General features: G+C 73.4%; 24 protein-coding genes and 1 tRNA gene. 13 read left to right on the forward strand and 12 right to left on the reverse strand.

What is annotated here, in order from left to right; translation table 11 throughout:
* Positions 1-16: 16 nt before the first annotated feature.
* From BUE29_RS17160 to BUE29_RS17175, 4 genes are read right to left on the reverse strand one after another with little or no spacing between them, the layout of a single operon-like run.
* Positions 17-622, reverse strand: coding sequence for a response regulator transcription factor (locus BUE29_RS17160; protein ID WP_073391670.1), 606 nt, complete (start codon positions 620-622; stop codon positions 17-19).
* Entirely contained in the window at positions 619-1,761 is a 1,143-nt protein-coding gene (locus BUE29_RS17165) for a sensor histidine kinase (protein WP_073391671.1), read from the reverse strand. Before BUE29_RS17165 ends, BUE29_RS17160 begins: the two co-directional genes overlap by 4 nt.
* A gap of 25 nt (positions 1,762-1,786) precedes the next feature.
* Positions 1,787-2,521, reverse strand: a complete 735-nt coding sequence (locus BUE29_RS17170) for an ABC transporter permease (RefSeq protein WP_073391672.1) — start codon at positions 2,519-2,521, stop codon at positions 1,787-1,789.
* Positions 2,518-3,462, reverse strand: coding sequence for an ABC transporter ATP-binding protein (locus BUE29_RS17175; RefSeq protein WP_073391673.1), 945 nt, complete (start codon positions 3,460-3,462; stop codon positions 2,518-2,520). Before BUE29_RS17175 ends, BUE29_RS17170 begins: the two co-directional genes overlap by 4 nt.
* Positions 3,463-3,609: 147 nt before the next feature.
* Between BUE29_RS17175 and lysS the strand changes: the two genes are divergently transcribed.
* The 4 genes from lysS to BUE29_RS17195 all read left to right on the forward strand — a co-directional run bounded on the left by lysS (position 3,610) and on the right by BUE29_RS17195 (position 9,149).
* Positions 3,610-5,118, forward strand: a complete 1,509-nt coding sequence (lysS, locus tag BUE29_RS17180; protein ID WP_073391674.1) for a lysine--tRNA ligase — start codon at positions 3,610-3,612, stop codon at positions 5,116-5,118.
* A gap of 98 nt (positions 5,119-5,216) precedes the next feature.
* A complete protein-coding gene (locus BUE29_RS17185; protein WP_073391933.1) occupies positions 5,217-5,555 on the forward strand; it encodes a histone-like nucleoid-structuring protein Lsr2 in 339 nt (112 codons plus the stop codon).
* Between the two features lie 297 nt (positions 5,556-5,852).
* Positions 5,853-8,363: an ATP-dependent Clp protease ATP-binding subunit gene (locus BUE29_RS17190; protein ID WP_073391675.1), complete on the forward strand. Its 2,511-nt coding sequence runs from the start codon at positions 5,853-5,855 to the stop codon at positions 8,361-8,363.
* Between the two features lie 129 nt (positions 8,364-8,492).
* Positions 8,493-9,149 carry a TMEM175 family protein gene (locus BUE29_RS17195; protein ID WP_073391676.1) on the forward strand — a complete coding sequence of 219 codons (657 nt, stop codon included), beginning with the start codon at positions 8,493-8,495 and terminating at the stop codon, positions 9,147-9,149.
* Here the strand turns inward: BUE29_RS17195 and BUE29_RS17200 are convergent.
* Positions 9,131-10,027, reverse strand: a complete 897-nt coding sequence (locus BUE29_RS17200) for an HhH-GPD family protein (RefSeq protein ID WP_073391677.1) — start codon at positions 10,025-10,027, stop codon at positions 9,131-9,133. The two genes, BUE29_RS17195 and BUE29_RS17200, sit on opposite strands and share 19 nt — an antisense overlap.
* A gap of 117 nt (positions 10,028-10,144) precedes the next feature.
* On the opposite strand from BUE29_RS17200, the gene BUE29_RS17205 reads away from it, so the two are divergent.
* Complete coding sequence (locus BUE29_RS17205) at positions 10,145-10,831, forward strand: hypothetical protein (RefSeq protein WP_073391678.1); 687 nt, start codon at positions 10,145-10,147, stop codon at positions 10,829-10,831.
* A gap of 7 nt (positions 10,832-10,838) precedes the next feature.
* On the opposite strand, the gene disA is transcribed toward BUE29_RS17205, so the two are convergent.
* The 3 genes from disA to BUE29_RS17220 all read right to left on the reverse strand — a co-directional run bounded on the left by disA (position 10,839) and on the right by BUE29_RS17220 (position 14,451).
* Entirely contained in the window at positions 10,839-11,921 is a 1,083-nt protein-coding gene (gene disA / locus BUE29_RS17210; RefSeq protein WP_073391679.1) for a DNA integrity scanning diadenylate cyclase DisA, read from the reverse strand.
* Positions 11,922-11,958: 37 nt separating this feature from the next.
* The gene (radA, locus tag BUE29_RS17215) at positions 11,959-13,458 is read right to left on the reverse strand and encodes a DNA repair protein RadA (RefSeq protein WP_073391680.1); all 1,500 of its coding nucleotides are present in this window, start codon (positions 13,456-13,458) and stop codon (positions 11,959-11,961) included.
* 93 nt (positions 13,459-13,551) lie between these two features.
* A complete protein-coding gene (locus tag BUE29_RS17220) occupies positions 13,552-14,451 on the reverse strand; it encodes a copper chaperone PCu(A)C domain-containing protein (protein WP_073391681.1) in 900 nt (299 codons plus the stop codon).
* A gap of 273 nt (positions 14,452-14,724) precedes the next feature.
* Here BUE29_RS17220 and BUE29_RS17225 point away from each other — a divergent pair, with 273 nt between their 5' ends.
* Genes BUE29_RS17225 through ispF form a run of 3 tightly spaced genes read left to right on the forward strand, consistent with a single transcriptional unit; the run spans position 14,725 to position 16,411 of the window.
* On the forward strand, positions 14,725-15,216 hold the full coding sequence (locus BUE29_RS17225) for a CarD family transcriptional regulator (protein WP_073391682.1): 492 nt from the start codon (positions 14,725-14,727) through the stop codon (positions 15,214-15,216).
* Positions 15,217-15,260: 44 nt separating this feature from the next.
* On the forward strand, positions 15,261-15,932 hold the full coding sequence (gene ispD / locus BUE29_RS17230; RefSeq protein WP_073391683.1) for a 2-C-methyl-D-erythritol 4-phosphate cytidylyltransferase: 672 nt from the start codon (positions 15,261-15,263) through the stop codon (positions 15,930-15,932).
* Positions 15,932-16,411 carry a 2-C-methyl-D-erythritol 2,4-cyclodiphosphate synthase gene (ispF, locus tag BUE29_RS17235; protein ID WP_073391684.1) on the forward strand — a complete coding sequence of 160 codons (480 nt, stop codon included), beginning with the start codon at positions 15,932-15,934 and terminating at the stop codon, positions 16,409-16,411. The genes ispD and ispF overlap by 1 nt, the downstream gene beginning before the upstream one ends.
* Here the strand turns inward: ispF and BUE29_RS17240 are convergent.
* Positions 16,392-17,501, reverse strand: a complete 1,110-nt coding sequence (locus BUE29_RS17240; RefSeq protein ID WP_073391685.1) for a trans-sulfuration enzyme family protein — start codon at positions 17,499-17,501, stop codon at positions 16,392-16,394. The genes ispF and BUE29_RS17240 overlap by 20 nt on opposite strands.
* Before the next feature lie 39 nt (positions 17,502-17,540).
* Here BUE29_RS17240 and cysS point away from each other — a divergent pair, with 39 nt between their 5' ends.
* Positions 17,541-18,920: a cysteine--tRNA ligase gene (gene cysS, locus BUE29_RS17245; protein WP_073391934.1), complete on the forward strand. Its 1,380-nt coding sequence runs from the start codon at positions 17,541-17,543 to the stop codon at positions 18,918-18,920.
* Positions 18,920-19,879, forward strand: a complete 960-nt coding sequence (rlmB, locus tag BUE29_RS17250) for a 23S rRNA (guanosine(2251)-2'-O)-methyltransferase RlmB (protein ID WP_073391935.1) — start codon at positions 18,920-18,922, stop codon at positions 19,877-19,879. The genes cysS and rlmB overlap by 1 nt, the downstream gene beginning before the upstream one ends.
* Here the strand turns inward: rlmB and BUE29_RS17255 are convergent.
* Both BUE29_RS17255 and BUE29_RS17260 read right to left on the reverse strand, forming a co-directional pair.
* Complete coding sequence (locus tag BUE29_RS17255) at positions 19,871-20,626, reverse strand: lysophospholipid acyltransferase family protein (protein WP_084181337.1); 756 nt, start codon at positions 20,624-20,626, stop codon at positions 19,871-19,873. The two genes, rlmB and BUE29_RS17255, sit on opposite strands and share 9 nt — an antisense overlap.
* 62 nt (positions 20,627-20,688) lie before the next feature.
* Positions 20,689-21,486: a hypothetical protein gene (locus BUE29_RS17260; RefSeq protein WP_073391686.1), complete on the reverse strand. Its 798-nt coding sequence runs from the start codon at positions 21,484-21,486 to the stop codon at positions 20,689-20,691.
* A 70-nt stretch (positions 21,487-21,556) separates the two neighbouring features.
* Between BUE29_RS17260 and BUE29_RS17265 the strand changes: the two genes are divergently transcribed.
* Positions 21,557-21,630, forward strand: a tRNA-Thr gene (locus BUE29_RS17265).
* 105 nt (positions 21,631-21,735) lie between these two features.
* Complete coding sequence (locus BUE29_RS17270; protein WP_200800287.1) at positions 21,736-22,488, forward strand: class I SAM-dependent methyltransferase; 753 nt, start codon at positions 21,736-21,738, stop codon at positions 22,486-22,488.
* A gap of 100 nt (positions 22,489-22,588) precedes the next feature.
* Here BUE29_RS17270 and BUE29_RS17275 read toward each other — a convergent pair whose 3' ends face one another.
* Positions 22,589-23,095, reverse strand: a complete 507-nt coding sequence (locus tag BUE29_RS17275; protein WP_073391687.1) for a hypothetical protein — start codon at positions 23,093-23,095, stop codon at positions 22,589-22,591.
* 167 nt (positions 23,096-23,262) lie between these two features.
* Here BUE29_RS17275 and BUE29_RS17280 point away from each other — a divergent pair, with 167 nt between their 5' ends.
* Complete coding sequence (locus BUE29_RS17280; RefSeq protein WP_073391688.1) at positions 23,263-24,399, forward strand: glycosyltransferase family 4 protein; 1,137 nt, start codon at positions 23,263-23,265, stop codon at positions 24,397-24,399.
* Positions 24,400-24,401: the final 2 nt, after the last annotated feature.

Genomic DNA, 24,401 nt, shown 5'->3' on the forward strand with positions numbered 1-24,401 from the left:
CCCCGAGCACTCCGCGCTACAGCCAACCCCGCTCGTCGGCGACCCGGACGGCCTCGGTCCGGTTGCGGACGCCGGTCTTCGCGATGGCGGCGGACAGGTAGTTGCGCACCGTGCCCTCGGAGAGGAAGAGCTTGGCGGCGACGTCGGCCACGGTCGCGCCGTCGCGCGCGGCGACCAGGACGTCGCGCTCGCGCCCGGTGAGCGGTGAGGGGCCGCCGGCGAGGGTGGCGGCGGCGAGGGCGGGGTCGACGACCCGCTCGCCGCGGGCGATGCGGCGCACGGCGTCGGCCAGCTGCTCGGCCGGGGCGTCCTTGACGACGAAGCCGGACGCACCGGCCTCCATGCCCCGGCGCAGATAGCCGGGCCGTCCGAACGCGGTCAGGATGAGCAGCCGGCACGACGGCAGCTCGTGCGAGAGCGCGGCGGCGGCGGCCAGGCCGTCCATCCCGGGCATCTCGATGTCGAGCAGCGCGACGTCCGGGCGCGCGGCCAGGGCCGCGGCGACGACCTCGTCGCCGCGGGCGACCTGCGCGACGACCTCGAAGTCGTCCTCGAGCTCGAGCAACGCCGCGAGAGCGGTGCGGACGAGGTTCTGGTCGTCGGCGAGCAGCAGCCGGATCACGGCGCCCGACTCAGATCGCGCGCGGGCACCGTGGCCGGGGCGGGCACGTCGACCCGCAGCACGAAGCCGTCGGCGCGTCCCGCGACGTGGAGCCGGCCGCGCAGCGCCTCGACCCGTTCCCGCACGCCGCGCAGCCCGTTGCCCGCCGGTGCGACGCCGCCGCGGCCGTCGTCGGCGATCTCCAGGCTGCGGGCACCGAGCGTGATGCGTACGTGGGTGGCCCGCGAGTGACGGATGACGTTGGTGAGACCCTCGCGCACCACCCAGCCGAACAGCTCCTCGACGTCCTGGTCGACCTCGGCGACGCTCGCCGGCAGCTCGGCGATGATGCCGGCGGCCCGCAGCACCTCCCGCCCGGTGGCGAGCTCGCCGGCCAGCGTCAGCTCGCGATGCGCCGAGACGGCGGCCCGGACGTCGCCCAGGGTGCGGCGGCTGAGCTGCTCGACCTCGGCGATCTCGGCGCGCGCACGATCGTCCTCGCCGCGTTCGGCCAGCCGCCGGGCGAGGCCGGCCTTGACGGTGATGGTGGTGAGCGAGTGCCCGAGCAGGTCGTGCAGGTCGCGGGCGATGCGCGAGCGCTCGTTCTCCGCGGCGAGCCGGGCGACCTCCGCCCGGGCGGCGGCGAGGGCCTCGTTGGCGTCGATGATCTTGAAGAAGCCGAGCAGCGCGAACGCCACCAGCACCAGGGTGATGCCGAGGTCCCAGTCCGCGGCGGCGTGCCAGCTGGTCACCAGCGGCGGCAGGGCGATCGCGGCCGTCGCGTACCCGAGCGTCGCCACCACGATGACGACCGGGCGTCGCGTCGCCACCGTCAGCACCGACAGGTACACCAGGAACGCGAGGGCGTCCTGGTGCGCGAACACGCACTCGACCGCGGTCAGCGCGAATCCCAGGCCGTAGAGCACCCAGAAGGACCTCGGGCGGCGGTCCATGCCGCGCTGCAGGGCCAGGAGGTAACCGACGGCGAAGCACCCGACGATCGTGTAACCGGCCGCGGCCGCGGCCCCCGTCGAGTGCTTCTGCACGCCGGCGACCGTCTGCCCGAGGTAGACGAGCCAGAAGGCCGGGAAGATGTAGCGGCGCCACCCACGGTCCCAGCGGACGGTGGGGCCCTCAGGCTCGCAGCTCGTGGTGTTCATCGCGCGCCCAGGCTACGTCGCGGCCTCACGCCCGGGCGGTGTCGCGCCGGTAGGCCCACATCGCGCCGGCCCCGAGCACGACGGCCCAGCCGACGACGACGAGCCATGCCTCGACCGTCCACGACTCGCCGCCGATCCCGGTCTTGCCCGCCTGCACCAGCCAGAACGACGGGATGACGCGCACGAGCTCGTGCAGGAACCCGTGGTCGCCGCCGAGCGGGAAGTACGCGCCGCCGAGGATGGCGAAGAACGAGACGCCCAACCCGATGACCGGGCCCATGGCATCGCCCTTGACCAGGTGCCCGATCCCGATGCCGAACGCGGCGAAGGGGACGAGCGCCACCAGCGTCAGGCCGACCGCCTCGAGCCAGTCGGCGGGGTGCAGTGAGACACCGATGGCGAGCGCGGCCGCCGTCAGCAGGACGATGACGAGGACGGCGATCAGGTAGGACGTCAGCACCTTCACGCGCAGGTAGGTGCCGGCGGCGAGCGGGGTCAGTCGGAGCTGACGGTTCCACCCGACCTGCCGTTCGAACGCGATCCGCGCGCCGCCGGTGAACACCGCCGCCATCGTGCCGAGCGCGATCATCCCGGCCAGGTAGTAGCGGGCGAGGGTGACGTCGTTGCCGTAGGGCTTCACGTCGCGGTTCGAGCCGCCGACGGCGAGGAACACGACGAGCGGCACGACGAGCGAGAACACGAAGCTCTGCCGGTTGCGGAACAGTCGCAGCAGCTCGTAACGCAGGTAGACGGCGTTCATGCGGTGATCTCCTCGGTGGCGGGGTCGGTCGGGTCGCCGGTGAGGGCGAGGAAGGCGGCCTCGAGACCGGCGCTGCTGATCTCGATGTCCTTCGCCTGCGGGTATTGGCCGAGCAGGGCACGCACGGCGGCGTCGGAGTCGGCGCAGGTGAGCACGACCGCGTCACCCCGGCTGTCGGTCGCGGTGACGCCCGGCAGCGCGGCGAGCGCGCCGAGGTCCGCCCCGGGCAGGGTGGCGCGCAGCGTGCGACCGCCGACCATCGCCTTGATCTCGTTGGCCGGCCCGTCCGCCACGACGCGCCCCTGGGCCATGAGGACGACCCGGTCGGCGTAGCGGTCCGCCTCCTCGAGGTAGTGCGTGGCGAACAGCACGGTCTTGCCGCCGCGGGCGAACGCGCGCACCGCCTCCCAGAACGTGTGCCGCCCCTCGACGTCCATCGCCACCGTCGGCTCGTCGAGCACCAGCAGGTCGGGGTTGCTGACCAGGGCCATCGCCGCGCGGACGCGCTGGGTCTGACCACCGGACAGCTTGGTGGTGCGCCGGTCGGCGACGTCGAGGGTCCCGGTGATCTGCAGGACCTCGTCGACCGGCAGCGGGTCGGTGTAGAAGGAGCCGGTCATGGTCAGCAGTTCCCGCACGCTGAGAAAGGCGATCAGCCCGCCCGTCTGCAGCATCGCGCCGACGGCGCCCTCGGCGATGGCCTGCGCCGGCGGCCGGCCGAACAGGCCGACCTCGCCGGCGTCGGGCCGGGTCAGGCCGAGCAGCATGTCGATGGTGGTCGACTTGCCCGCGCCGTTCGGGCCGAGCAGAGCCACCGTCTCGCCCGGCGCGACGGCCAGGTCGAGACCGCGGACGGCCCGGACGACACCGGCCGGGGTCCGGAACGACTTGTGCAAACCGCGCAGCGCAACGCCGGCGCTCGGCGCGTCCGATCTCGTCATGCCCGCAACTATTCGCCGGTCGCCGTCGGCGCGGCAGTGTGCGCGCCGCCGTGCTGGCCGTGACATTCGTCAGGTGCGGCGCCCGCTGCGGGCCGGGACCGGCATGCGGCGCAAAGCCGGCCGATCGCGTCGATAGGCTCACCCTCCGTGAGCGATGACCCAGCCGCCGGCGAGGACACCGCGGCCGACGACCTGCCCGAGCAGCTGCGCGTCCGTCGCGAGAAGTACGACCGCCTCGTCGCCGATCCGGCCCGCGCGCCGTTCCCTGTCCACGTCGCCCGCACCACCACCCTGGCGCAGGTGCGCGCGGCGCACCCCGACCTCGGGCCCGGCACCGAGACCGGGGTGGTCGAGGGCGTGACCGGCCGGGTCATCCATGTGCGCAACACCGGCAAGCTGTGCTTCGCGATGCTGCGCGAGGACGACGGCGAACTGCAGGTGATGCTCTCGCTCGACCGCGTGGGTGCCGACGCGTTGGCGGCGTGGAAAGCCGACGTCGATCTCGGTGACCTCGTCTTCGTGCGCGGCGAGGTCGTGTCGTCCAAACGCGGGGAACTGTCGATTCTCGCCGACGAGTACCGCATCACGGCAAAAGCGTTGCGACCGTTGCCGGTGGCGCACAAACCGTTGTCCGACGAGATGCGGGTGCGCCAGCGCTACGTCGACCTGATCGTGCGGCCCGAGGCGCGCACGATGGTGCACACGCGCGCGCAGGTACTGCGGTCGCTGCGATCCACGCTGGACTCGCGTCGGTACCTGGAGGTCGAAACACCGATCCTGCAGGCGGTGCACGGCGGTGCGGCCGCGCGTCCGTTCCACACCCATCTGTTCGCCTTCGACCAGGAAATGTCGCTGCGAATAGCCACCGAGCTGTATCTCAAGCGCTGCATCGTCGGTGGTATCGAGCGCGTTTACGAGATCGGGCCGACGTTTCGCAACGAAGGCGTCGATTCCAGCCACTCGCCGGAGTTCACGATGCTCGAGGCCTATCAGGCCTACGGCGACTACGACACCATGGCCGATCTCACCCGTTCGCTGATCCTCGACGCCGCTCGGTCGGTCGATCTCGAGACACCGGTGACCGCCGACGGCACCGAGATCGACCTGGCCGGCGAATGGCGCACGGTGCGGGTGCACGACGCGGTGGCCGGCGCGCTCGGCGAGGCCGTGGACGCCGACACCGACGTCCCCACGCTGCGCGCGCTCGCCGAGCGTGCGGGCGTGACGCTCCACCCGGACTGGGGCGCGGGGGAGATCGTGCTGGAACTCTACGAGAAGCTGGTCGAGCACACCCTGGTGCAGCCGACGTTCGTGCGCGACTACCCGGTCTCGGTCCGCCCGCTGGCCCGCCCGCACCGCGACGACCCGCGGCTGGCCGAGGCGTGGGACCTCATCATCGGCGGCGTCGAGATCGCGCCGGCGTACTCCGAGCTCGTCGACCCGGTCGAGCAGCGTCGCCGCCTGGTCGAGCAGTCGATGGCCGCCGCGAAGGGCGATCCCGAGGCGATGGAGCTGGACGAGGACTTCCTGCGGGCGCTGGAGTACGGCATGCCGCCGACCGGCGGCATGGGCATGGGCGTGGACCGATTGATCATGGTGCTGACCGGGCGCGGTATACGCGAGACCATTCTGTTCCCGCTTCTCAAGCCGCTCTAATTCGACGCACGGTTCGCGGTCGGTGCTGCCGTCGGCAATTCGAGTGCTGCGCTAGGGTGGCGAGGACACCTCGTTCCTCGTAGAGAATGGTTTTGCACATGGCGCAGAAAACGGTCGTCACGCTCATCGACGATCTGGACGAAGGCACGGCGGACGAAACCGTTCTGTTCGGCATCGACGGGTCGAGTTACGAAATCGATCTTTCGTCGAAGAACGCCGCGCAGCTGCGTGACTCGCTCGCGAAGTACGTGGCCAATGCGCGACGCGCTTCGGGCAGGTCGCGGCAGCCCGGCGCGGTCCGCCGGGGGCGCCCGGCGCGGGGCGACCGCGAGCAGACGCAGGCAATTCGGGAATGGGCCCGTAATCACGACTACAAGGTGGGCGAGAAGGGTCGAATCCCGGCGCACATCGTCGAGGCGTACAACGCGCAGAACTGACGTCGCACCGAATTCGCGGGGCACGGCGGCACCGACCGTCGCCTCGTCCGAGCCCGGGCCGGGCACCGCGCCGGCCCGGGCTCGTGCCCGTCGTGGGCGGCGGCCGTTCGCCCGCGGCTTAACGACCGCCGGCATCATCGGGGCCGCTGCGTCGTTGACCCCGGTGGATGCCCCGCCACCGCGCCTCGGGCGTCCGGACCGGTCCACCACGGGTGAGCCGGGTGTTCGTCACCTGTGCGGACTACAGTTGGACGTGCAGGACGCAGCGGAAATCGGCGCGGAAGGAGCTGCCCCCAGATGTTCGAACGGTTCACAGACCGCGCGCGGCGCGTAGTCGTCCTGGCCCAGGAAGAGGCCAGGATGCTCAACCACAACTACATCGGCACCGAGCACATCCTGCTCGGGCTCATCCACGAGGGCGAGGGCGTGGCGGCCAAGGCCCTGGAATCCCTCGGCATCTCCCTCGATGCCGTCCGCCAGCAGGTCGAGGAGATCATCGGCCAGGGCCAGCAGGCGCCGAGCGGGCACATCCCGTTCACGCCGCGGGCCAAGAAGGTGCTCGAGCTCTCGCTGCGCGAGGCGCTGCAGCTCGGCCACAACTACATCGGCACCGAGCACATCCTGCTCGGGTTGATCCGCGAGGGCGAGGGCGTGGCCGCGCAGGTGCTGGTCAAGCTCGGTGCCGACCTCAACAAGGTCCGCCAGCAGGTCATCCAGCTGCTCAACGGCTACCAGAGCAAGGAGCCCGCCGGCACCGCGGCCGAGGCCACGCCGTCCACGAGCCTGGTGCTCGACCAGTTCGGCCGCAACCTCACCCAGGCCGCCCGCGAAGGCAAGCTCGACCCGGTCATCGGGCGCGAGAAGGAGATCGAGCGCCTCATGCAGGTGCTCAGCCGCCGCACCAAGAACAACCCGGTGCTCATCGGCGAGCCCGGCGTCGGCAAGACCGCCGTCGTCGAGGGGCTGTCGCAGGCCATCGTCAAGGGCGAGGTCCCCGAGACGCTGAAGGACAAGCAGCTCTACACGCTCGACCTCGGCTCGCTGGTCGCGGGCTCCCGCTACCGCGGTGACTTCGAGGAGCGCCTGAAGAAGGTGCTCAAGGAGATTCGCACCCGCGGCGACATCATCATGTTCATCGACGAGATCCACACCCTCGTCGGTGCCGGTGCCGCCGAGGGCGCGATCGACGCGGCGTCCATCCTCAAGCCGATGCTCGCGCGCGGCGAGCTGCAGACCATCGGTGCGACCACCCTCGACGAGTACCGCAAGTACCTGGAGAAGGACGCCGCGCTGGAGCGGCGCTTCCAGCCCATCCAGGTGGGTGAGCCGACGGTCGCGCACACCATCGAGATCCTCAAGGGCCTGCGCGACCGCTACGAGGCGCACCACCGCATCTCGATCACCGACGCCGCGCTGGTGTCGGCCGCCGGGCTGGCCGATCGCTACATCAGCGACCGGTTCCTGCCCGACAAGGCCATCGACCTGATCGACGAGGCCGGCGCCCGCATGCGCATCCGTCGCATGACCGCGCCGCCGGACCTGCGCGAGTTCGACGACCGCATCGCCGACGTGCGGCGCGAGAAGGAGAGCTCGATCGACGCGCAGGACTTCGAGAAGGCCGCGTCGTTGCGCGACAAGGAGAAGAACCTGCTCGCCGAGAAGGGCAAGCGCGAGGCCGAGTGGAAGGCCGGCGACCTCGATGTCGTGGCCGAGGTCGACGACGAGCAGATCGCCGAGGTGCTGGCGATCTGGACGGGCATCCCGGTCTTCAAGCTGACCGAGGAGGAGACCGCCCGGCTGCTGCGCATGGAGGACGAGCTGCACAAGCGCGTCATCGGCCAGGAGCAGGCGATCAAGGCCGTCTCGCAGGCGATCCGGCGTACCCGCGCCGGCCTGAAGGACCCGAAGCGTCCCGGTGGCTCGTTCATCTTCGCCGGGCCGTCCGGCGTTGGTAAGACCGAGCTGTCCAAGACGCTGGCCGAGTTCCTCTTCGGCGACGACGACGCGCTCATCCAGATCGACATGTCCGAGTTCCACGACCGGTACACCGTGTCGCGGCTCGTCGGTGCGCCCCCCGGCTACGTCGGCTACGACGAGGGCGGCCAGCTGACCGAGAAGGTGCGGCGCAAGCCGTTCAGCGTGGTGCTCTTCGACGAGGTCGAGAAGGCCCACCCGGACGTCTTCAACACGCTGCTGCAGGTGCTCGAGGACGGTCGGTTGACCGACGGCCAGGGCCGGATCGTGGACTTCAAGAACACGGTGCTGATCCTGACCACCAACCTCGGGACGCGGGACGTCTCGAAGGCGGTCTCGCTCGGCTTCGCCGCGGCCAACGACACCGAGTCGAACTACGAGCGGATGAAGCAGAAGGTCAACGACGAGCTGAAGCAGCACTTCCGCCCGGAGTTCCTCAACCGCATCGACGACATCATCGTGTTCCACCAGCTCAGCCAGGCCGAGATCGTGCGCATCGTCGATCTCATGCTCGCCCGCCTCGACGTCCAGCTGCGCAACAAGGACATGGGCATCGAGCTGACCCAGGACGCGAAGAACCTGCTCGCCGAGAAGGGGTACGACCCCGTGCTGGGGGCGCGTCCGCTGCGCCGCACCATCCAGCGTGAGATCGAGGACCCGCTCTCGGAGAAGATCCTCTTCGGCGAGCTCGAGGCCGGCCAGATCGTGCTGATCGACGCCGAGCCGGTCGACCCGATGAAGAAGGACGGCGCCCAGCAGTTCTCCTTCCGCGGCGAGGCCAAGCCCTCCGCGCTCGCCCTCGACGAGCCGGCGGCGAACGTCTCCGCCGACTGACGCGACGCACGACCGACGAGGCCCCGTGGACACCGTCCGCGGGGCCTCGTCGCGTCACCGCCTCTCACCACTCGAGCTGCGTTCCGGCCGCCGGGCGTGGACGGGGCGGCTGCTCGCTAGGGTGCGGGCGTGCCCGACACCGACTCACCGGAGCAGGAACGCAGCCGCGATCTCGACCGGCTGCTGACCTTCGTCGACGCCATCGTGGCGATTGCGATCACGCTGCTGGTGCTGCCGCTCGCCGAGCTCGCCGGCGAGGTGCACGAGGGCGACTCGGCGTGGCACACGATCCGTGAGCACGGGGGTGAGTTCGGGGCCTTCGTGCTCAGCTTCCTGGTCATCGCGCGCATCTGGCTCGCCCAACACCGCGTGGTGCGCGGGGCGATCGACAGCGACCGGCGTTTCGCCGCCGGGCTGCTGGCGTGGTCGCTGACGATCGTCTTCCTGCCGTTTCCCACCGCCCTCCTCGCCGACGCGGGCAGCCAGGCCGTGACGAAGGTCTGCTACATCGGGACGCTCGCACTGAGCTCGGCCCTGCTCGCCCTCGTGGCCGTCGGCGTGCGCCGGCAACTGCCCGCAGGTGCCGCGGCCCGGCCACGGGTGGCGCCGGCCGCGATCGATGCGGTCATCTTCGCCGTCGCGCTCGGCCTCTGCCTGCTGCTGCCGGTGCTGAGCTACTGGCCGCTGCTGCTGCTCACCGTCGCCGACAACGTCGACGGGCTGCAGCACCGCTACGTCACGCGCCGCCGCCGGCACCGCGTCGAGGGTCAGGACGGCAGCGCGTAGGTGCCGTCGGGCAGCGGGTCGACCAGGCCGTCGGCCACCAGGCTGTCCAGCGAGCGCTCCCGCTGCACGTCGTCGGTCCAGACGACGTCCAGGGCGGCCTTGCCGACCGGGTGCCGCGCGTCGCGCAGGACGCCGAGCAGCAGCCCGCGCACCTGCCGGTCGGTGCCCACGAACCGCTGCGGCCGGACGGTCGGGCCCTCGTACGCCGGTGAGCCGGCGGCCAGCCACGCACAGTCCGCCGCGACCGGGCACGAGCCGCAGCGGGGTGTCCGCGCGACGCACACCAGCGCGCCGAGCTCCATGAGCGCGACGCCGAAGCGGGCCGATCGCTCGGCGTCGGCCGGCAGCAGCGCCTCGACCGCGGCGAGGTCACGCGTCGTCGCGGGCGGCCCGGGGTCACCCCGGCCCAGCACCGCGCGGGCGACGACCCGTCTCACGTTGGTGTCGACGACGGGATGCCGCTGCCGGTAGGCGAACGCCGCCACCGCTCGCGCGGTGTAGGCGCCGATGCCGGGCAGGGCGAGCAGCGCGTCGACGTCGTCCGGAACGATCCCGTCGTGCCGCGCGACGAGCTGCCGGGCGCACTCGTGCAGGCGCAGTGCCCGCCGGGGGTAGCCGAGCCGGCCCCACATCCGCACCGCGTCGCCCGGCGCGGCCGCGGCGAGCGCCGCCGGCGTCGGCCAGCGCGCGAGCCACGCGGCGTACGCGGGCAGCACCCGGTTCACCGGAGTCTGCTGCAGCATGATCTCGCTGACGAGCACCGCCCAGGCCCCGGCGCCCGGCTCCCGCCAGGGCAGCTCGCGCGCCTCCCGGTCGTACCAGGCGAGGACGGGCCCGGCGAGAGCCGACTCGGCGCGGGCAGGGACGGAGGGCGGCATACCGACCGCATCCTCGCACGCCCGGCGGGCCGCCCCGGCCACGGTGCCGGCCGCCGCCGGCCCCTTGCGCGCGTCGGCGGGAGCCTGCCCGCTCCAGCCGCTAGCGTTACCCACGACATGTTCTCGCCCGTCGGAAACCTCCCGCCCTCGGTGTACTGGCGCCGCCGGCTGATCGTCATCGGGTCACTCGTCCTGCTGGTGGTGCTGGTGGCGCTGACCGTCCGGGCCGCCGTGGCCGGTGGCGGCGACGACGGGCCGGTCGCGGCGGGCAGCGGCGGCCCGAGCCCGTCGGGGACGACGACCGGGCCGGCCTCGTCGTCCGAGTCGCCCTCGTCGTCGGCGCCCACCTCGTCGACGCCGGCCAGCACGCCGCGCTCGACCTCGAAGTCGGCGTCGAGGTCGACCTCGGCGGCGCCCGTGCGGTGCGGCAAGGGCGATCTCGCCGTGCAGGCCGTCGTCGGCAAGAAGTCCTACGACGTCGGCGACCGGCCGGTCGTCGAGTTGCAGGTGACCAACACCGGGTCGCGACCGTGCGTCCAGGACCTCGCCGACCGCCAGGTCGTGCTCAAGGTCTACAACGGCGAGTCGCGCGTCTGGGGCAGCCACGACTGCGAGATCCAGCCCGGCACCGACGACCGGACGCTGCCGGTCGACCGTGCGGTACGGGTGAGCATCACGTGGTCGGGCCGGACGTCGCAGGAGGGGTGCAAGGGCACCCGCCAGCGGGTCGGTGCCGGCACCTACACGCTGTACGCGCAGCTCTCGGGCAAGAACGGCAAGGCGGCGCAGTTCACCATCGGGTGAGGCCGGCCTAGTTGAACCGGTCGATGATCGACACCTCGGCGAGGCGGGAGATGCCCTCGCGCACCGACCGCGCCCGGCCGTCGCCGACCCCGTCGACGACCTGCAGGTCCTCGACCGAGGCGGCCAGGATCTTCTGCAGCCCCCCGAAGTGCTCGACGACGCGGTCGAGGATCGACGCCGGCAACCGGGGCACCCGCGACAGCAACCGGTAGCCGCGCGGGCTCACCGCACTGTCCTGCGCCTCGGGCGTGCCCGGCAACCCCATCGCCCGGGCGACCTGGGTGAGGTCGAGCAGGTCGACGGCGGAGAGCTCGGCGAGCTCGCGCAGCACCGCCCCGGCGGTCCGCCCGGTGCGCCGCCCCACGGGCAGGTAGTCGCGGGCGATGAACTCGCGATCGGTGTCGGCGCCGGCCATCAGCTCGTCGAGCTGCAGCGCCAGCAGCCGGCCGTCGGTGCCGAGCTCGACCACGTGCCCGGTGACCTCGTCGGCGATGCGACGCACCATCTCGAGGCGCTGCGCGACGATGGCGGCGTCACGCACGGTGACGAGGTCCTCGATCTCCAGCGCCGACAGCGCCTGCGAGACCTCCTCCAGCCGCGAGGAGTACCGCTCGAGCGTCGCGATCGCCTGGTTGGCCCGCGACAGGATCTCGCCGGTGCTCTCCAGCACGTAGCGGCGGTCGCCGACGTAGAGGCTGATGATGCGCATCGACTGCGACACGGAGATGACCGGGTAGCCGGTCTGCAGCGCCACCCGCTGCGCCGTGCGGTGCCGGGTGCCGGACTCCTCGGTCGGGATCGCCGGGTCGGGCATCAGATGCGTCGCCGAGTAGACGATGCGCAGCCCGTCGGTGGACAGCACGACCGCGCCGTCCATCTTGCACAGCTCGCGCAGCCGGGTGGAGGAGAACTCGACGTCGAGCGGGAAGCCGCCGGTGCACAACCGCTCGACGACGTCGTCCCAGCCGATGACGATCAGCGCGCCGGTGTTGCCGCGCAGGATCCGTTCGAGGCCGTCACGGAGTCCCGTGCCCGGGGCGACGGTCGCGAGTGCCCCGCGCAGAGCGTCCTCGTGCTCGCTCGTCGGCATGGATCTCCCGTCCGCGGTCCGACCCGCCGGTGCGGGTTCAGGACAGTCTAGGTTCGCCCCGCGCGTCGCGACGCGGCGACGCCACGGGATCGCCGTCCAACGCCGGCACCGGGCGCAGCGTGACCATGGGCGTGCTGGTGGTGCCCGTCGGCTCCGGCGCCGCGCGCAGCGCAAGCTCGGCCTCCACCAGCGAGCCGACCTCGACCAGCCTGCTCGCTGGCACGCTGCTGCCCAGCCGCGATCGCGTGCCGACCGGGACCAGCAGACGACGGTAGCCGAGCCGCAACGCCTCGGCGACGCGCTCGCTCGTCATCGGCGACGGCCTGACGTCGCCGGACAGCGTGACCTCGCCGATGGCCAGCATGTCGAGCGGCATCGCCTTACGGCTGGCCGCCGACAGGATGGCCAGGCAGACCGCGAGATCGGTGGCGGGGTCGGACAGTCGCATACCCGCCACCGTGGCGAGGAAGACGTCCTGGTCGAAGAGCCGCAACCGGCCGGCCCGCTCGCTGATCGCGATCAGCATCGCGCTGCGCCCGGAGTCGAGGCCGGAGACGCCGCGCCGCGGGTTCGGGTTCTGGGTGTGTGCGACCAGGGCCTGGACCTCGGCCAGCAGGGCGCGGTGCCCCTCGACGGTGACGGTCACGCAGGTGCCGGGCACCGGGGCGTCGCGCTGCTCGCGGAACAGGCTGCTCGGATCGACGACCTCCTGCATGCCGCCGTCGGTCTGCTCGAAGGCCGCGACCTCGAGGGAGCCGAAGCGGTTCTTGACCGTGCGCAGCAGCCGTAGCGAGGTGTGCCGGTCGCCCTCGAGGGTGAGGGTGGTGTCGACGATGTGCTCCAGGGCGCGCGGGCCGGCGACGGTGGAGTCCTTGGTGACCTGGCCGACGAGGATCATCGGCAGGTCGCGCGACTTCGCGACGCGGGTGAGGACCTGAGCGACCTCCATGACCTGCGTGACGCCGCCGGCGCGGCCGTCGACGTCGGCGGAGGCGACGGTCTGCACTGAGTCGACCACGACGAGCGCGGCGTCGGGGTGGGCCTCGATGTGGCCGAGCACGGCGCCGAGGTCGGTGTCGTCGGCGAGCAGCAGCTGCGGCGTCGCGGCGCCGATGCGCCGGGCACGCACCGCGATCTGCTCGACCGACTCCTCGCCCGAGACGTAGAGGACCGGGCGCCCGGACGTGCGCGCCACGGAGTCGGCGACCGCCAGCAGCAGCGTGCTCTTGCCCGAACCGGGGGCGCCGCTGCACAGGCACACCTGACCGGCGACGAGACCGCCGCCGATGACGCGGTCGAACTCGCCGACCCCGGTGCGGAAGCGGCGGGCCGGCTCGCCCGCGGCGACCTCGGACACCGGACGCGCGGCCCGGGCCGGCGCGCTGCCCTGGGCGCTCGCCCGCAGCCCGCTGAGCTTCGGCGCCGAGACGGACTCGGCCATCGTGGAGAACTCGCCGCACTTGGGGCACCGGCCGTACCACTTGCCGGCGGTGGCACCGCACGCCGTGCAGCGGTAGGACGTCGTCGGCCGGGGCATCAGGGGCCTGCTGGCGGGGCCGTCGTGATCACCGCCAGACCGTAGCCCGCGGTACCGACACGATCCGTGACGGACGCGCGAGCGCGGGGTGCGTCAGCCCGATTCCTCGCTGCTCTCGCCCGCGCCGGCCTGGCGCGGGAGCGCGGCGAGCTGCACGGGGACGGCGATCGTGACCGAGCCGGCCCGCGCGAACGTGAAGGTCACGCGCACCGTCGCGGCGGGCTGCACGGCGCGGGTGAGACCGGTCAGCAGGATCGCGCCCTTGGCCTCGGGCGTGCCGAAGGAGACGCGGACGCCGGGCGGCAGGGTGACCGAGCGGGTGCCGGTCGGCAGCGGGGCGGCGCTCGACGATGCCGATGCCGACGACGCATCGGCCGACGTGCTGTCACCGGCGCCCTCGGAGCTGGCGCCGGAGTCGTCCGGCAGCGTGTTCGCGCCGGAGCGTGGCCCGGTGCCCGTGGTCGAACCGGAGACCGAGTCCGACGGATCGGCCGGCGCGCTGCCCGAGCCGGACGACGCCGAACCCGCCGAGCCCGTCGAGTCCGACGACTCCGACGACTCCGAGGAGCTCGACGACGGCGCCGGCACCGGCGAGCCCGTCACCTGCGCCCCGGCGGCCTGCTGCACCTGGTAGGCCTGGTTGTAGTCGGTGAAGGCGGCCCAGCCGCGGGCGACGCCGGAGCGCACCGACACCAGCCGGTCGGCCGTCGAGCCGTTGTTGACGAGGACCACCGTGAGCTGGGCGTCGGTGCCCGCCCGGTAGTAGGGGGCCTCCGACGGGGGACTCTGCACCGCCACCGCGCGCAGGTCGATCGGTCCCAGCGACTGGTTCGTGCCGTCGATGCTCGAGTGCTGGTCGGCGGTCTGTGCCTGCTGCCCCGCGGCGCACGCCGAGCTCAGCACCGCGGCGATCGCGGCGACGCCGGCGACGCGGGCGATGCGGATGCGTCGCGCCGAACCGGTTCGGCCACGGACGGCCGGGTCTGCGTTCACGTCGACTCCTGCGATGACGGTCGTGTCGGGGTGCTCGGCGAGGCCGGCCGCGCTGGCCGCGCCGGCCGGAGGGGCGTCGCGCTGGTCGCCGACCGGCCGTCGCTCAGCCTAGCGAGCGGTCGCCGGGCCTCGGCGCCCGGCGTCCGACGCACGTCGCGGGGCGTGCTGTCAAGCCCGTGTAACGGGGGCTGCAGGCCGCTGCACGGCGAATCTCGCGGGGTTCGAACGATGTGCTGCGTGTTACCCTGGATACAGCGAAAGGGGCCCTATCACATGACTTTCAAGGTCGGCGAGACCGTTGTCTACCCGCACCACGGAGCAGCTCTGATCGAGGCGATCGAGGAGCGTCTGCTCGGCGGGGTCAAGAAGACCTACCTCCGACTGAAGGTCGCTCAGGGCGATCTCACGGTGCTGGTGCCGGCCGAGAACGCCGAGGTGGTCGGTGTCCGCGACGTCGTCGGGCAGGAGGGCCTGGACAAGGTCTTCGAGGTGCTGCGTGCACCGCACACCGAGGAGCCCACCAACTGGTCGCGCCGGTACAAGGCCAACGGCGAGAAGCTGGCCTCCGGCGACGTCAACAAGGTGGCCGAGGTCGTGCGTGACCTCTGGCGCCGCGACCGCGACCGTGGCCTGTCGGCGGGCGAGAAGCGCATGCTCGCCAAGGCCCGCCAGATCCTCACCAGCGAGCTGGCGCTCGCCGAGGGCACCAACGAGGACAAGGCCGAGATCGTGCTCGACGAGGTCCTCGCCGAGGCCGTCGCCTGAGCGACGCCCACCCCGAACCACCGCGAACGGCGGCGCACGGTCCTATGACCTGCGCCGCCGTTCTCGTGGCTGCGGGGTCCGGCAGCCGGCTCGGGGCCGACGTGCCCAAGGCGTTCGTCCCGCTCGCCGGACGCACCCTGCTCGAGCACGCGGTCGCGCGCTTCGTGTCCCACCCCGACGTCGACCGCGTCGTCGTCGTGGCCCCGGCCGACCGGGTCGACGACGCCGCGCGCCTCGCCGGCGTGCCGGCGGTGGCCGGTGGCGACACCCGCCAGCGCTCGGTCGGCGCCGGGCTCGCCGCGGTCGGCGACGCCCGTCTCGTCCTCGTGCACGACGTCGCGCGCGCCTTCGTCCCGACCGCGGTGATCGCCGCGGTGGTCGCGGCGCTGCGCGCCGGCGCCGTGGCCGCGATCCCGGTCCTCGCCGTCCACGACACGATCCGCCGCGTCGACGCCGCGGGGGAGCTGGTCGAGGTCGTCGACCGGGCGTCGCTGGTCGCCGTGCAGACGCCGCAGGGGTTCCGGCGCGACGTGCTCGCCGCCGCGCACGAGGCCGGTCGCGGTCGCAGCGCGACCGACGACGCGGCGCTCGTCGAGGCGCTCGGGCACACCGTCGTCGCCGTTCCGGGCGCCGAGGAGGCGTTCAAGATCACCCGGCCGTGGGACCTCGCCGTGGCCGAGGCCGTGGCGGCACGCGTCCACCCGGCGGCGACGTGATGGCCGAGTTCCGCACCGGGATCGGGGTGGACGTGCACCCGATCGAGCCGGGGCGCGACTGCTGGCTGGCGGGGCTGTTCTGGCCCGGCGTCGCCGGCTGCGCCGGGCACTCCGACGGCGACGTCGTCGCGCACGCCGCCTGCGACGCGCTGCTGTCGGCGGCCGGTCTCGGCGACCTCGGGGCCGTGTTCGGCACGTCCGACCCGCGCTGGGCCGGCGCCTCGGGCGTCACGCTGCTCGCCGAGGTCGTCCGGCTGCTGGCCGGCTCGGACTGGACGATCGGCAACGTCGCCGTCCAGGTCGTCGGCAACGACCCGAAGATCGGCCCACGCCGGGCCGAGGCGCAGGCGACGCTGCGGGCGACGCTGCGGGCGCCGGTGTCGCTGTCGGCCACCACCACCGACGGCCTCGGGCTGACCGGCCGCGGCGAGGGGCGCGCCGCGCTCGCGACGGCGCTGATCAGCCGAGCGCCTGGCTGAGGTCGTCCCACAGGTCCTCGACGTCCTCGATGCCGACCGAGAGCCGCAGCAGTGCCTCGGGCACGCCGTAGGACGCGTCGCCGGGGTGCCGGGCGCGACGTTCGATCATCGACTCGACGCCGCCGAGCGAGGTGGCGTGGGTGATCAGCCGGACGCGCGCGCAGACCGCCTCGGCGGCCGTGGCGCCGCCGGCGACCTCGATCCCGATCACCGCGCCGAACGCGTCGTGGTCGCGTGCCGCGACGGCGTGCCCCGGGTCGCCCGGCAGCCCCGGGTAGCGCACCGCGGCCACCGCCGGGTGCTCGGCCAACCGGCCGGCGAGCACCGCCGCGTTCGACCAGGCCCGCTCCATGCGGACGGCGAGCGTGCGCACACCCCGGGTCGCCAGGTAGCTCTCCAGCACGCCGGGCGTGCTGCCGGCGAGGGTCCGGCGGTCGTGCAGGGCGGCGTGCAGGTCGGCCGAGCGGGTCACGAGGACGCCGATCAGCGCGTCGGAGTGACCGGCGAGGTACTTCGTGGCCGAATGCATGACGACGTCCGCGCCGAGATCGAGCGGGCGGACGGCGAGCGGCGTCGAGAAGGTGGCGTCGACGCCGAGCAGGGCCCCGGCCTCGTGCGCGATCGCGGCGACGGCCGGCAGGTCCGCGACGGTGAGCAACGGGTTCGACACGGCCTCGACCCACACCAGCGCCGCCCCTCGCGCGGCCGCCCGCACCGCGTCGTGGTCGGTGACGTCCACGTGTCGCACCGCCAGCCGGCCGAGTGCGTGCTGCTCGGCGTAGAGCCCGACGTACCCGCCGTACCCCTCCCTCGGCACGACGACGGGGGTGCCGGCCGGTGAGCGGTCCAGCAGGCAGGCGAGCGCGGCGATGCCGCTGCCGAACGCCAGGGCCCGTCCCCCCTCGAGCTCACCGACCACCGACTCGAACGACGCGACGGTCGGGGACACGTGGTGGCGCGCGTACGGGTTGTCGGTGCCGTCGTGGCGGAAGGCGCTCGCCGGGGCGATCGGCGTGTTCAGCGGCGCGCCGGGCTCGTGGGGACGGCCGGCCGAGACCGCGACGGACGCGGGGCGCAGGTGCTCGCTCACCCCGCCACGCTAGCGGCCCGTCGTCCGTAGGATGTGCGCGTGGCGCTGCACCTCTACGACACCGCGAGCCGGGGTACCCGGCCCTTCGAGCCCCTGGAGCCGGGGCGGGCGTCGATCTACCTCTGCGGCCTCACCGTGCAGGGCGCGCCGCACATCGGGCACGTCCGCAACTGGATCAACATGGACATCCTGCGCCGCTGGCTGGGGGCGAGCGGCTACGAGGTCACGTTCGTCCGCAACGTCACCGACATCGACGACAAGATCATCGTCAAGGCGGCGGCGGCCGAGGAGCCGTGGTGGGCGCTGGCGTTCCGCAACGAGCGCGAGCTGGTGCACGCCGAGGAGGCCCTCGGCTGCCTGCCGCCGAGCTACGAGCCGCGGGCGACCGGTCACGTCCCCGAGATGATCGTGTTGATGCAGCGGCTCCTCGACCGCGGCCACGCGTACGTGGCCCAGGGCGACGTGTACTTCGACGTCCGCTCGTACGCCGAGTACGGCGCGCTGTCGGGCCAGCGGGTCGACGACATGCAGGCCGCGGGCGACTCGGTGGGCGACTCGCGCAAGCGCGACCCGCGCGACTTCGCCCTCTGGAAGTCGGCCAAGCCCGGCGAGCCGTCCTGGCCCACGCCCTGGGGCGACGGCCGACCCGGCTGGCACCTCGAGTGCTCGGCGATGGCGACGAAGTACCTCGGCCCGGCCTTCGACATCCACGGTGGCGGCCTCGACCTCGTCTTCCCGCACCACGAGAACGAGCTCGCGCAGTCCAGGGCGGCCGGCGACGCGTTCGCCCGCTACTGGCTGCACAACGGGCTCGTCACCATGGCCGGCGAGAAGATGAGCAAGTCCCTCGGCAACACGCTGCAGGTGCGCGAGCTGGTGTCGCACCGACGCGCCGTCGAGCTGCGCTACTACCTCGGCGCCGCCCACTACCGCTCGACCATCGAGTACTCCGAGCCGGCGCTGGACGAGGCGGCGGCGGCGTACCGGCGCATCGAGAACTTCGTCGCACGGGCGAGCGAGCTGTGCGGCGACGTCGCGCCGGGCGAGCTGCCCGCCGACTTCGCCGCCGCCCTCGACGACGACCTCGGTGTCCCGCTCGCGCTCGCGGCCGTGCACACCGTCGTGCGTGACGGCAACGCCGCCCTCGCGGCGGGTGACACGTCGAGCGCGGGCGCCGCCCTCGCCGCGGTGCTCGCGATGACGGCGATCCTGGGGATCTCGCCGCGGCAGTGGGCCGAGCCCGCCGCCGGGGACCTCGCGACCACCGTCGACGCCCTGGTGCGGCTCACACTGGACCAGCGCGCCGCCGCCCGAACCCGCAAGGACTACGCGGCCGCCGACGCGATCCGCGACCAGCTGGCCGAGGCCGGCGTGAAGATCGAGGACACGCCGGACGGCCCCCGATGGACGGTGACGTGATGGCCGGCAACTCGCAACGCCAGGGTGCGATCCGCAAGCAGAAGAAGGGCGCGCAGGTCGGCTCGGGCGGGCAGCGTCGCCGAGCCCTCGAGGGCAAGGGCCCGACGCCGCGGGCCGAGGAGCGCAAGGGCCACCCCGCCGCGCGTCGCGCCGCCCGCCGCGACCCCGCGGCCGGCGGCACGCGCAAGCCCCGGCAGGACGCGCAGGCCGCCGAGCTGCTGGTCGGTCGCAACCCCGTCGCCGAGGCGCTGCGGGCGCAGATCCCGGCCACCGCGCTCTACCTCGCCCAGGGGATCGAGGCCGACGAGCGGATCACCGAGGCGGTCCGCCTCGCCGGCAACCGCAACCTCGCGCTGCTCGAGGTCAGCCGGGCCGAGCTCGACCGCCGCACCGGCGGCATCCTGCACCAGGGCATCGCCCTGCAGGTGCCGCCGTTCTCCTATCACGAGCTGCCCGACCTGCTGCGCGAAGCCGCCGAGCACGGCGCGCCACCGCTCGTGGTCGCGCTCGACGGCGTCACCGATCCGCGCAACCTCGGTGCGGTCGTCCGCTCGGCGGTCGCGTTCGGCGCTCACGGCGTCGTGCTCCCCGAACGGCGGTCGGCGTCGATCACGCCGACGGCGTGGCGGACGTCGGCCGGCACCGCGGCGCGGCTGCCGATCGCGCAGGTCACCAACATCGTGCGCGCGCTCAAGCAGTGCAAGGACGCGGGCCTGTTCGTCGTCGGTCTCGACGCCGACGGCACCACGTCGTTGGACGACCTGGAGCTCGCGAGCGAGCCCGTGGTGGTCGTCGTCGGATCGGAAGGGCGGGGACTGTCGCGGCTGGTGACCGAGACCTGCGACCTCACCGTGTCGATCCCGATGAGCGCCGCCGCCGAGTCGTTGAACGCCTCGGTCGCCGCCGCGGTCACGCTCGCCGAGATCGCGCGGCGGCGACGCGCCCAGCCGTCAGGCTGACTTGCGCTTGCGGTCGACGTAGGTGCGCGTCGGCACGTAGAAGGTGGGGGGCGCGGGCTCGTTGCGCAGCACCGCGACCTGCTGGCGCACCGCGGCCATGATCTCGTCGGTGATGGCGCGCAGGTTCTCCTGGGTCGGCTCCACGCCCCGCCAGTGGCTGAGGTCGAGCGGCTCGCCGACCGAGGCCTGCGCCGTGCGCCGGCGACCGAGGCTCAGGCCCAGCCGCGCCGGCCCGCGACCGCCGCGCTTCTCCGCCCCCCACTGCCCGACCGGTACGACGGGGACGTCCGGCGCGAGCAGGACGAGGCGGGCGATGCCGGTCTTGCCCTGCATCGGCCAGTTGGCGGGGTCCTTCGTCGTCGTCCCCTCCGGGTAGATGACGATGGCCTCGTGACGCTCGAGCGCGGCGACGGCGTGACGCAGCGACTGCGCGGCGTCGGTCGTGCCGCGGTGGACCGGGATCTGTCCCGCACCGCTCATGATGCGGCCGACCACGGGCCAGTCGAAGACACCGGACTTGATCATGAACCGGGGGATGCGGCCGCTCTGCCACACGAGCCGCGCCATCAGCACGGTGTCGACGATCGAGATGTGGTTCATCGCGATGAGCACGCCGCTGTCCTTCGGCGCGGGCATGCGGTCGAGGTGCCGCCAGCGGACGCGGAACAGCAGGCCGTCGAGCGGGTAGAGGATGACGACGCAGAGGCGGATCCAGAATCCGGCCTTCGGTTTGTGCAGACGGCTCACACTGGCTCCCGCTCGTGGTTACGCGACCGTAGGTCAGTCTGCCTGGTGGCGACGTCGCCCGCTCAGCCGACCTCGTAGATGGACGGCGAGAGGAAGAAGGCGAGTACCTCGACATCCTCCTCGCGGGGTTCGCCGGCCGGCTCGTCGACGACGATCCCCGCCGCGGTGTCGGCGTAGGCCGTCAGCGCCGACACCCGGGTCACCGAGCGCGACCACGCGGGTTCGGCCGGGGTCTGGCGCGCCTGCGTCTCGAGCTGGTCGAGCTCGGCGGCGAGCGACAGGACGACGCCGCCGCGCGCCAGCAGGCCCGTCGTCCAGGCCGGGGTGGCCACGATGCGCCGCGCGGCGTCCGTGGCCGCGGCGAGCAGGGCGCGCTCCCGGGTCGGCGCGGTCCACTCGTCGCGCGGCGACCAGCGTCCGGAGGCCTCGATCGCGGCACGCTCGCGCGGTCCGATGCGCAGCGGGTCGGCGGCGACGTAGCGCATGGTGACCACCGCGGCCGCCGCGAAGAGCAGCAGCAGCACGAGTGCCACCACCCCGAGGACGGTGGAGCCGGTCGTGAACGCGACGACGACCAGGACGAGGTCGAGCGCGGCGAGCAGGGCGGCCGGCCGCGCCACCTTGGCGATCAGCGGGAGTCGCGGGAAGTCGTCGCCCGCCGGCGGGAGGCCCGCGTCGGCCCGCGCGACGACGATCGCGCCGACGTCGTCGGGCAGCGGCCGGATCGGGGTGGGCGACGTGACCTCCTCCGGTCGGTGCGACGCGGGCGAGTCGAGCACGGCGGCGACCGCGAGACGGGCCTGCCGGAGCCGCTCGGCCGGGTGCGCATGCCCCTGCGGCGCAGGTGCGAAGGAAGCCATCGGGACATCGTGCTCGCCGCGGATGTGACTCGCCAAGGCGCCCCGGACGGCGGGTAGCCTCGACCCGCTTGCCGCCTTAGCTCAGTTGGCCAGAGCAACCGCCTTGTAAGCGGTAGGTCGTCGGTTCGAACCCGACAGGCGGCTCCGGGGACGCCGCGGGCGGGCGCGCGGGTCGTGCGCCCGCGTCGTCGTCGCGGCCGTGGACCAGTAGGGTTCGGGCGGCACCGGTACCGGACGAGGGACGACGACATGACGACGACGGCGAAGAAGCTGAGCAGGCACGAGTTCCTCCAGGGACTGCACGAGCTGCTCCGACCCCGCACCTACGTCGAGACCGGCATCCAGACGGGCTCCAGCATCACGTTGTCGCGCGCCGCGAGCATCGGCATCGACCCCGAGTTCTCCATCAACTCCGAGCTGCTGGCGCCGGTGCACCTGGCCCGCACCACGAGCGACGAGTTCTTCGCCCGCGCCAACCCGCTCGCCTCGCTGCCGACCCGCACCATCGACCTCGCCTTCGTCGACGGGATGCACCTGTCCGAGTACGCGCTGCGCGACTACCTGGCCGTCGAGCGCTTCACGACGACGACCAGCGTGGTGCTCTTCGACGACATGCTGCCGCGCAACGTCGACGAGGCCGCCCGGTACCGCCACACGACGGCGTGGACCGGCGACGTCTACAAGGCCGCCGACGCGCTGCGCCGGTTCTGCCCCGAGGTCGTCGTCATCGAGCTCGACACCACGCCGACCGGCACCGTGCTCGTGCTCGCGCCGAACGCGTCGCGCGACGGCGTGCTGCCCGGCTACGACGACTGGCTGGTCGAGGCCACCGCGCCGGACCCGCAGGACGTGCCCACCGAGATCCTCACCCGGTCGCGGGCCAAGGACCCGGCGCGGGTGCTGGCGAGCACCGGCTGGGCCGAGCTGGTGCGGCTGCGGGCCAAGCGCAAGCCGCCGACGGCCGAGACCGTCCGGGCCGCGTTCGCCGACATCCTGCGCTGAGCCCACCACCAGCCGGCGATGTACGGGCCGGCGCCGAACAGCCGACGACCGCCGCGCGGGCCGCGCGGCGGTCGTGGGTGGTGCGTCTGCGGGTCGGGCGTCAGCCCAGCACGCGGCGCGCCGAGGCGCGCAGCGTCGTCCTGATGCGGCGCGCGCGGTCGGCCGGCAGCTGCGCCAGCGCGCGGTCGGCCACCTGGCCCGCGGTCGAGGCGACGCGCTGCTTCGCGGTGCGCGGGTAGGCGTTCGCCGGGACGAGGGAGCCGCGGGTGCGGTCCCCCCAGAGCAGCACGAGCGGCCGGTCGCCCTGGACGAGCAGCCGGGCGTTGAGCCGCTGCGCGTTGCGGACGTTCTTGCCGAGCGCGACGTTCCAGATGCCGTCGCGCACCTTGCCCCGCGGCAGCCGGGCGACGAGTGCGCTGCCGGACGGCTGCGTCGACAGGGCTGCGGTGGCGACGGCCTTGCGGTCGCCGCAGGTCAACGTGAGGGCCTCGACCCCGGCGAGGTTCTCCTTGGGGTCGGCCAGCACGATCTCGACGTCGGCCCCGCGGCGTCGGGCATAGCTGCCGACCAGGTCGAAATCGGCAGACGGCGGCAACGAGTCGCCCATGATGCTCCCTCGCTCGCGATCGGTGTCGTCGCAGGAGCTTACTGCGCCGGGACGCACCCGCACCCGCCGCCTCCGGGCCGGGCGCCGCCGGGCGATCACCTGGTGTTCAACGACGCGCCGCCCCGACCTGGGCTGCATGACAGCGACGAGCAGGACCGTCGGTACCCGTGCGGATCGCGATGATCGCCGAGACCTTCACCCCGGCCGTCAACGGGGTCGTCAACTCCGTCCGTCAGGTCGCAGACCAGCTCGCCGCGCGGGGTCACCGGCCGATCGTCGTCGCGCCGTCCGGCGCCGACTACCGCAGTGCGTGCGGCCGCACCGTCGAGGTCGTCACCGTGCCCGCCGTGGCGCTGCCCGGCTACCGCGGGCTGGACGTCGCGCGTCCCGGCCTGGACCTGCGAGGGTTGCTCGCCGATCTCGCCCCGGACGTCGTCCATCTCGCCTCGCCGGCCGTGCTCGGCCGGGCCGCGACGACGGCGGCCGCCGCCCTCGCGCTGCCGACGGTCGCGATCTGGCAGACCGACCTCTCGTCGTTCGCCCGTCGCTACCACCTCGGCGTCGGCGCGCCCTTCGTGTGGAGCCGGCTGCGTCGCGTCCACAACGCCGCCGACCTGACGCTCGTGCCGTCGAGCGCCTCGGCCCGGCAGCTGCGCCGGCAGGGCATCGGCCCGCTCGCGCTGTGGCAGCGCGGCGTCGACCGCGACCTGTTCGACCCGCGGCGGCGCGACGACGCGTGGCGGCGCGGGATCGCGCCGCACGACGAGCTCGTCGTCGGCTTCGTCGGCCGGCTCGCCGCCGAGAAGCGGGTCCACCTGCTCGCGCCGTTGGCGCGCACGCCCGGCGTGCGGGTCGTGATCGTCGGGGACGGCCCCCGGCGCCCCGCCCTGCAGCGGCTGCTCCCGGCCGCCCACTTCACCGGTCAGCTGACCGGCCGCGAGCTCGGCCGGGCGGTGGCCTCCCTGGACGTCCTCGTGCACCCCGGGGCGGACGAGACGTTCTGCCAGGTCGTGCAGGAGGCGCTCTGCGCGGGCGTCCCCGTCGTCGCCACCGCGTCCGGCGGCCCGCTCGACCTGGTGCGCCACGGCCACAACGGGCTGCTGTGGACCGACGGCGACCCGACGCTGCTCGCCGCGCAGGTGGTCGGGCTGCGCGACGACCGTGCCGCGCTCGCCGCCCTCGCCGCGCGGGCCCGCCCGTCGGTCGTCCACCGGACGTGGGCGCGCGTCACCGACGAGCTGCTCGGTCACTACCACCGGGTGATCGAGCACCGCGGCACCGGCGGCGCGCGCCGCGCGAGCTGACC

It is taken from the genome of Jatrophihabitans endophyticus, assembly GCF_900129455.1.
GTDB classification, from domain to species: Bacteria; Actinomycetota; Actinomycetes; order Mycobacteriales; family Jatrophihabitantaceae; genus Jatrophihabitans; species Jatrophihabitans endophyticus.

Excerpts from the sequence above, each read along its gene's own strand:
- BUE29_RS17185 (WP_073391933.1), top strand. The coding sequence starts at position 5,217 with ATGGCGCAGAAAACGGTCGTCACGCTCATCGACGATCTGGACGAAGGC.
- ispD (WP_073391683.1), top strand. The coding sequence starts at position 15,261 with ATGACCTGCGCCGCCGTTCTCGTGGCTGCGGGGTCCGGCAGCCGGCTC.
- BUE29_RS17260 (WP_073391686.1), bottom strand. The coding sequence starts at position 21,486 with ATGGCTTCCTTCGCACCTGCGCCGCAGGGGCATGCGCACCCGGCCGAG.
- BUE29_RS17170 (WP_073391672.1), bottom strand. The coding sequence starts at position 2,521 with ATGAACGCCGTCTACCTGCGTTACGAGCTGCTGCGACTGTTCCGCAAC.
- BUE29_RS17225 (WP_073391682.1), top strand. The coding sequence starts at position 14,725 with ATGACTTTCAAGGTCGGCGAGACCGTTGTCTACCCGCACCACGGAGCA.
- ispF (WP_073391684.1), top strand. The coding sequence starts at position 15,932 with ATGGCCGAGTTCCGCACCGGGATCGGGGTGGACGTGCACCCGATCGAG.
- BUE29_RS17205 (WP_073391678.1), top strand. The coding sequence starts at position 10,145 with ATGTTCTCGCCCGTCGGAAACCTCCCGCCCTCGGTGTACTGGCGCCGC.
- BUE29_RS17190 (WP_073391675.1), top strand. The coding sequence starts at position 5,853 with ATGTTCGAACGGTTCACAGACCGCGCGCGGCGCGTAGTCGTCCTGGCC.
- disA (WP_073391679.1), bottom strand. The coding sequence starts at position 11,921 with ATGCCGACGAGCGAGCACGAGGACGCTCTGCGCGGGGCACTCGCGACC.
- BUE29_RS17275 (WP_073391687.1), bottom strand. The coding sequence starts at position 23,095 with ATGGGCGACTCGTTGCCGCCGTCTGCCGATTTCGACCTGGTCGGCAGC.
- BUE29_RS17270 (WP_200800287.1), top strand. The coding sequence starts at position 21,736 with ATGACGACGACGGCGAAGAAGCTGAGCAGGCACGAGTTCCTCCAGGGA.
- BUE29_RS17165 (WP_073391671.1), bottom strand. The coding sequence starts at position 1,761 with ATGAACACCACGAGCTGCGAGCCTGAGGGCCCCACCGTCCGCTGGGAC.
- rlmB (WP_073391935.1), top strand. The coding sequence starts at position 18,920 with ATGGCCGGCAACTCGCAACGCCAGGGTGCGATCCGCAAGCAGAAGAAG.
- BUE29_RS17175 (WP_073391673.1), bottom strand. The coding sequence starts at position 3,462 with ATGACGAGATCGGACGCGCCGAGCGCCGGCGTTGCGCTGCGCGGTTTG.
- BUE29_RS17200 (WP_073391677.1), bottom strand. The coding sequence starts at position 10,027 with ATGCCGCCCTCCGTCCCTGCCCGCGCCGAGTCGGCTCTCGCCGGGCCC.
- radA (WP_073391680.1), bottom strand. The coding sequence starts at position 13,458 with ATGCCCCGGCCGACGACGTCCTACCGCTGCACGGCGTGCGGTGCCACC.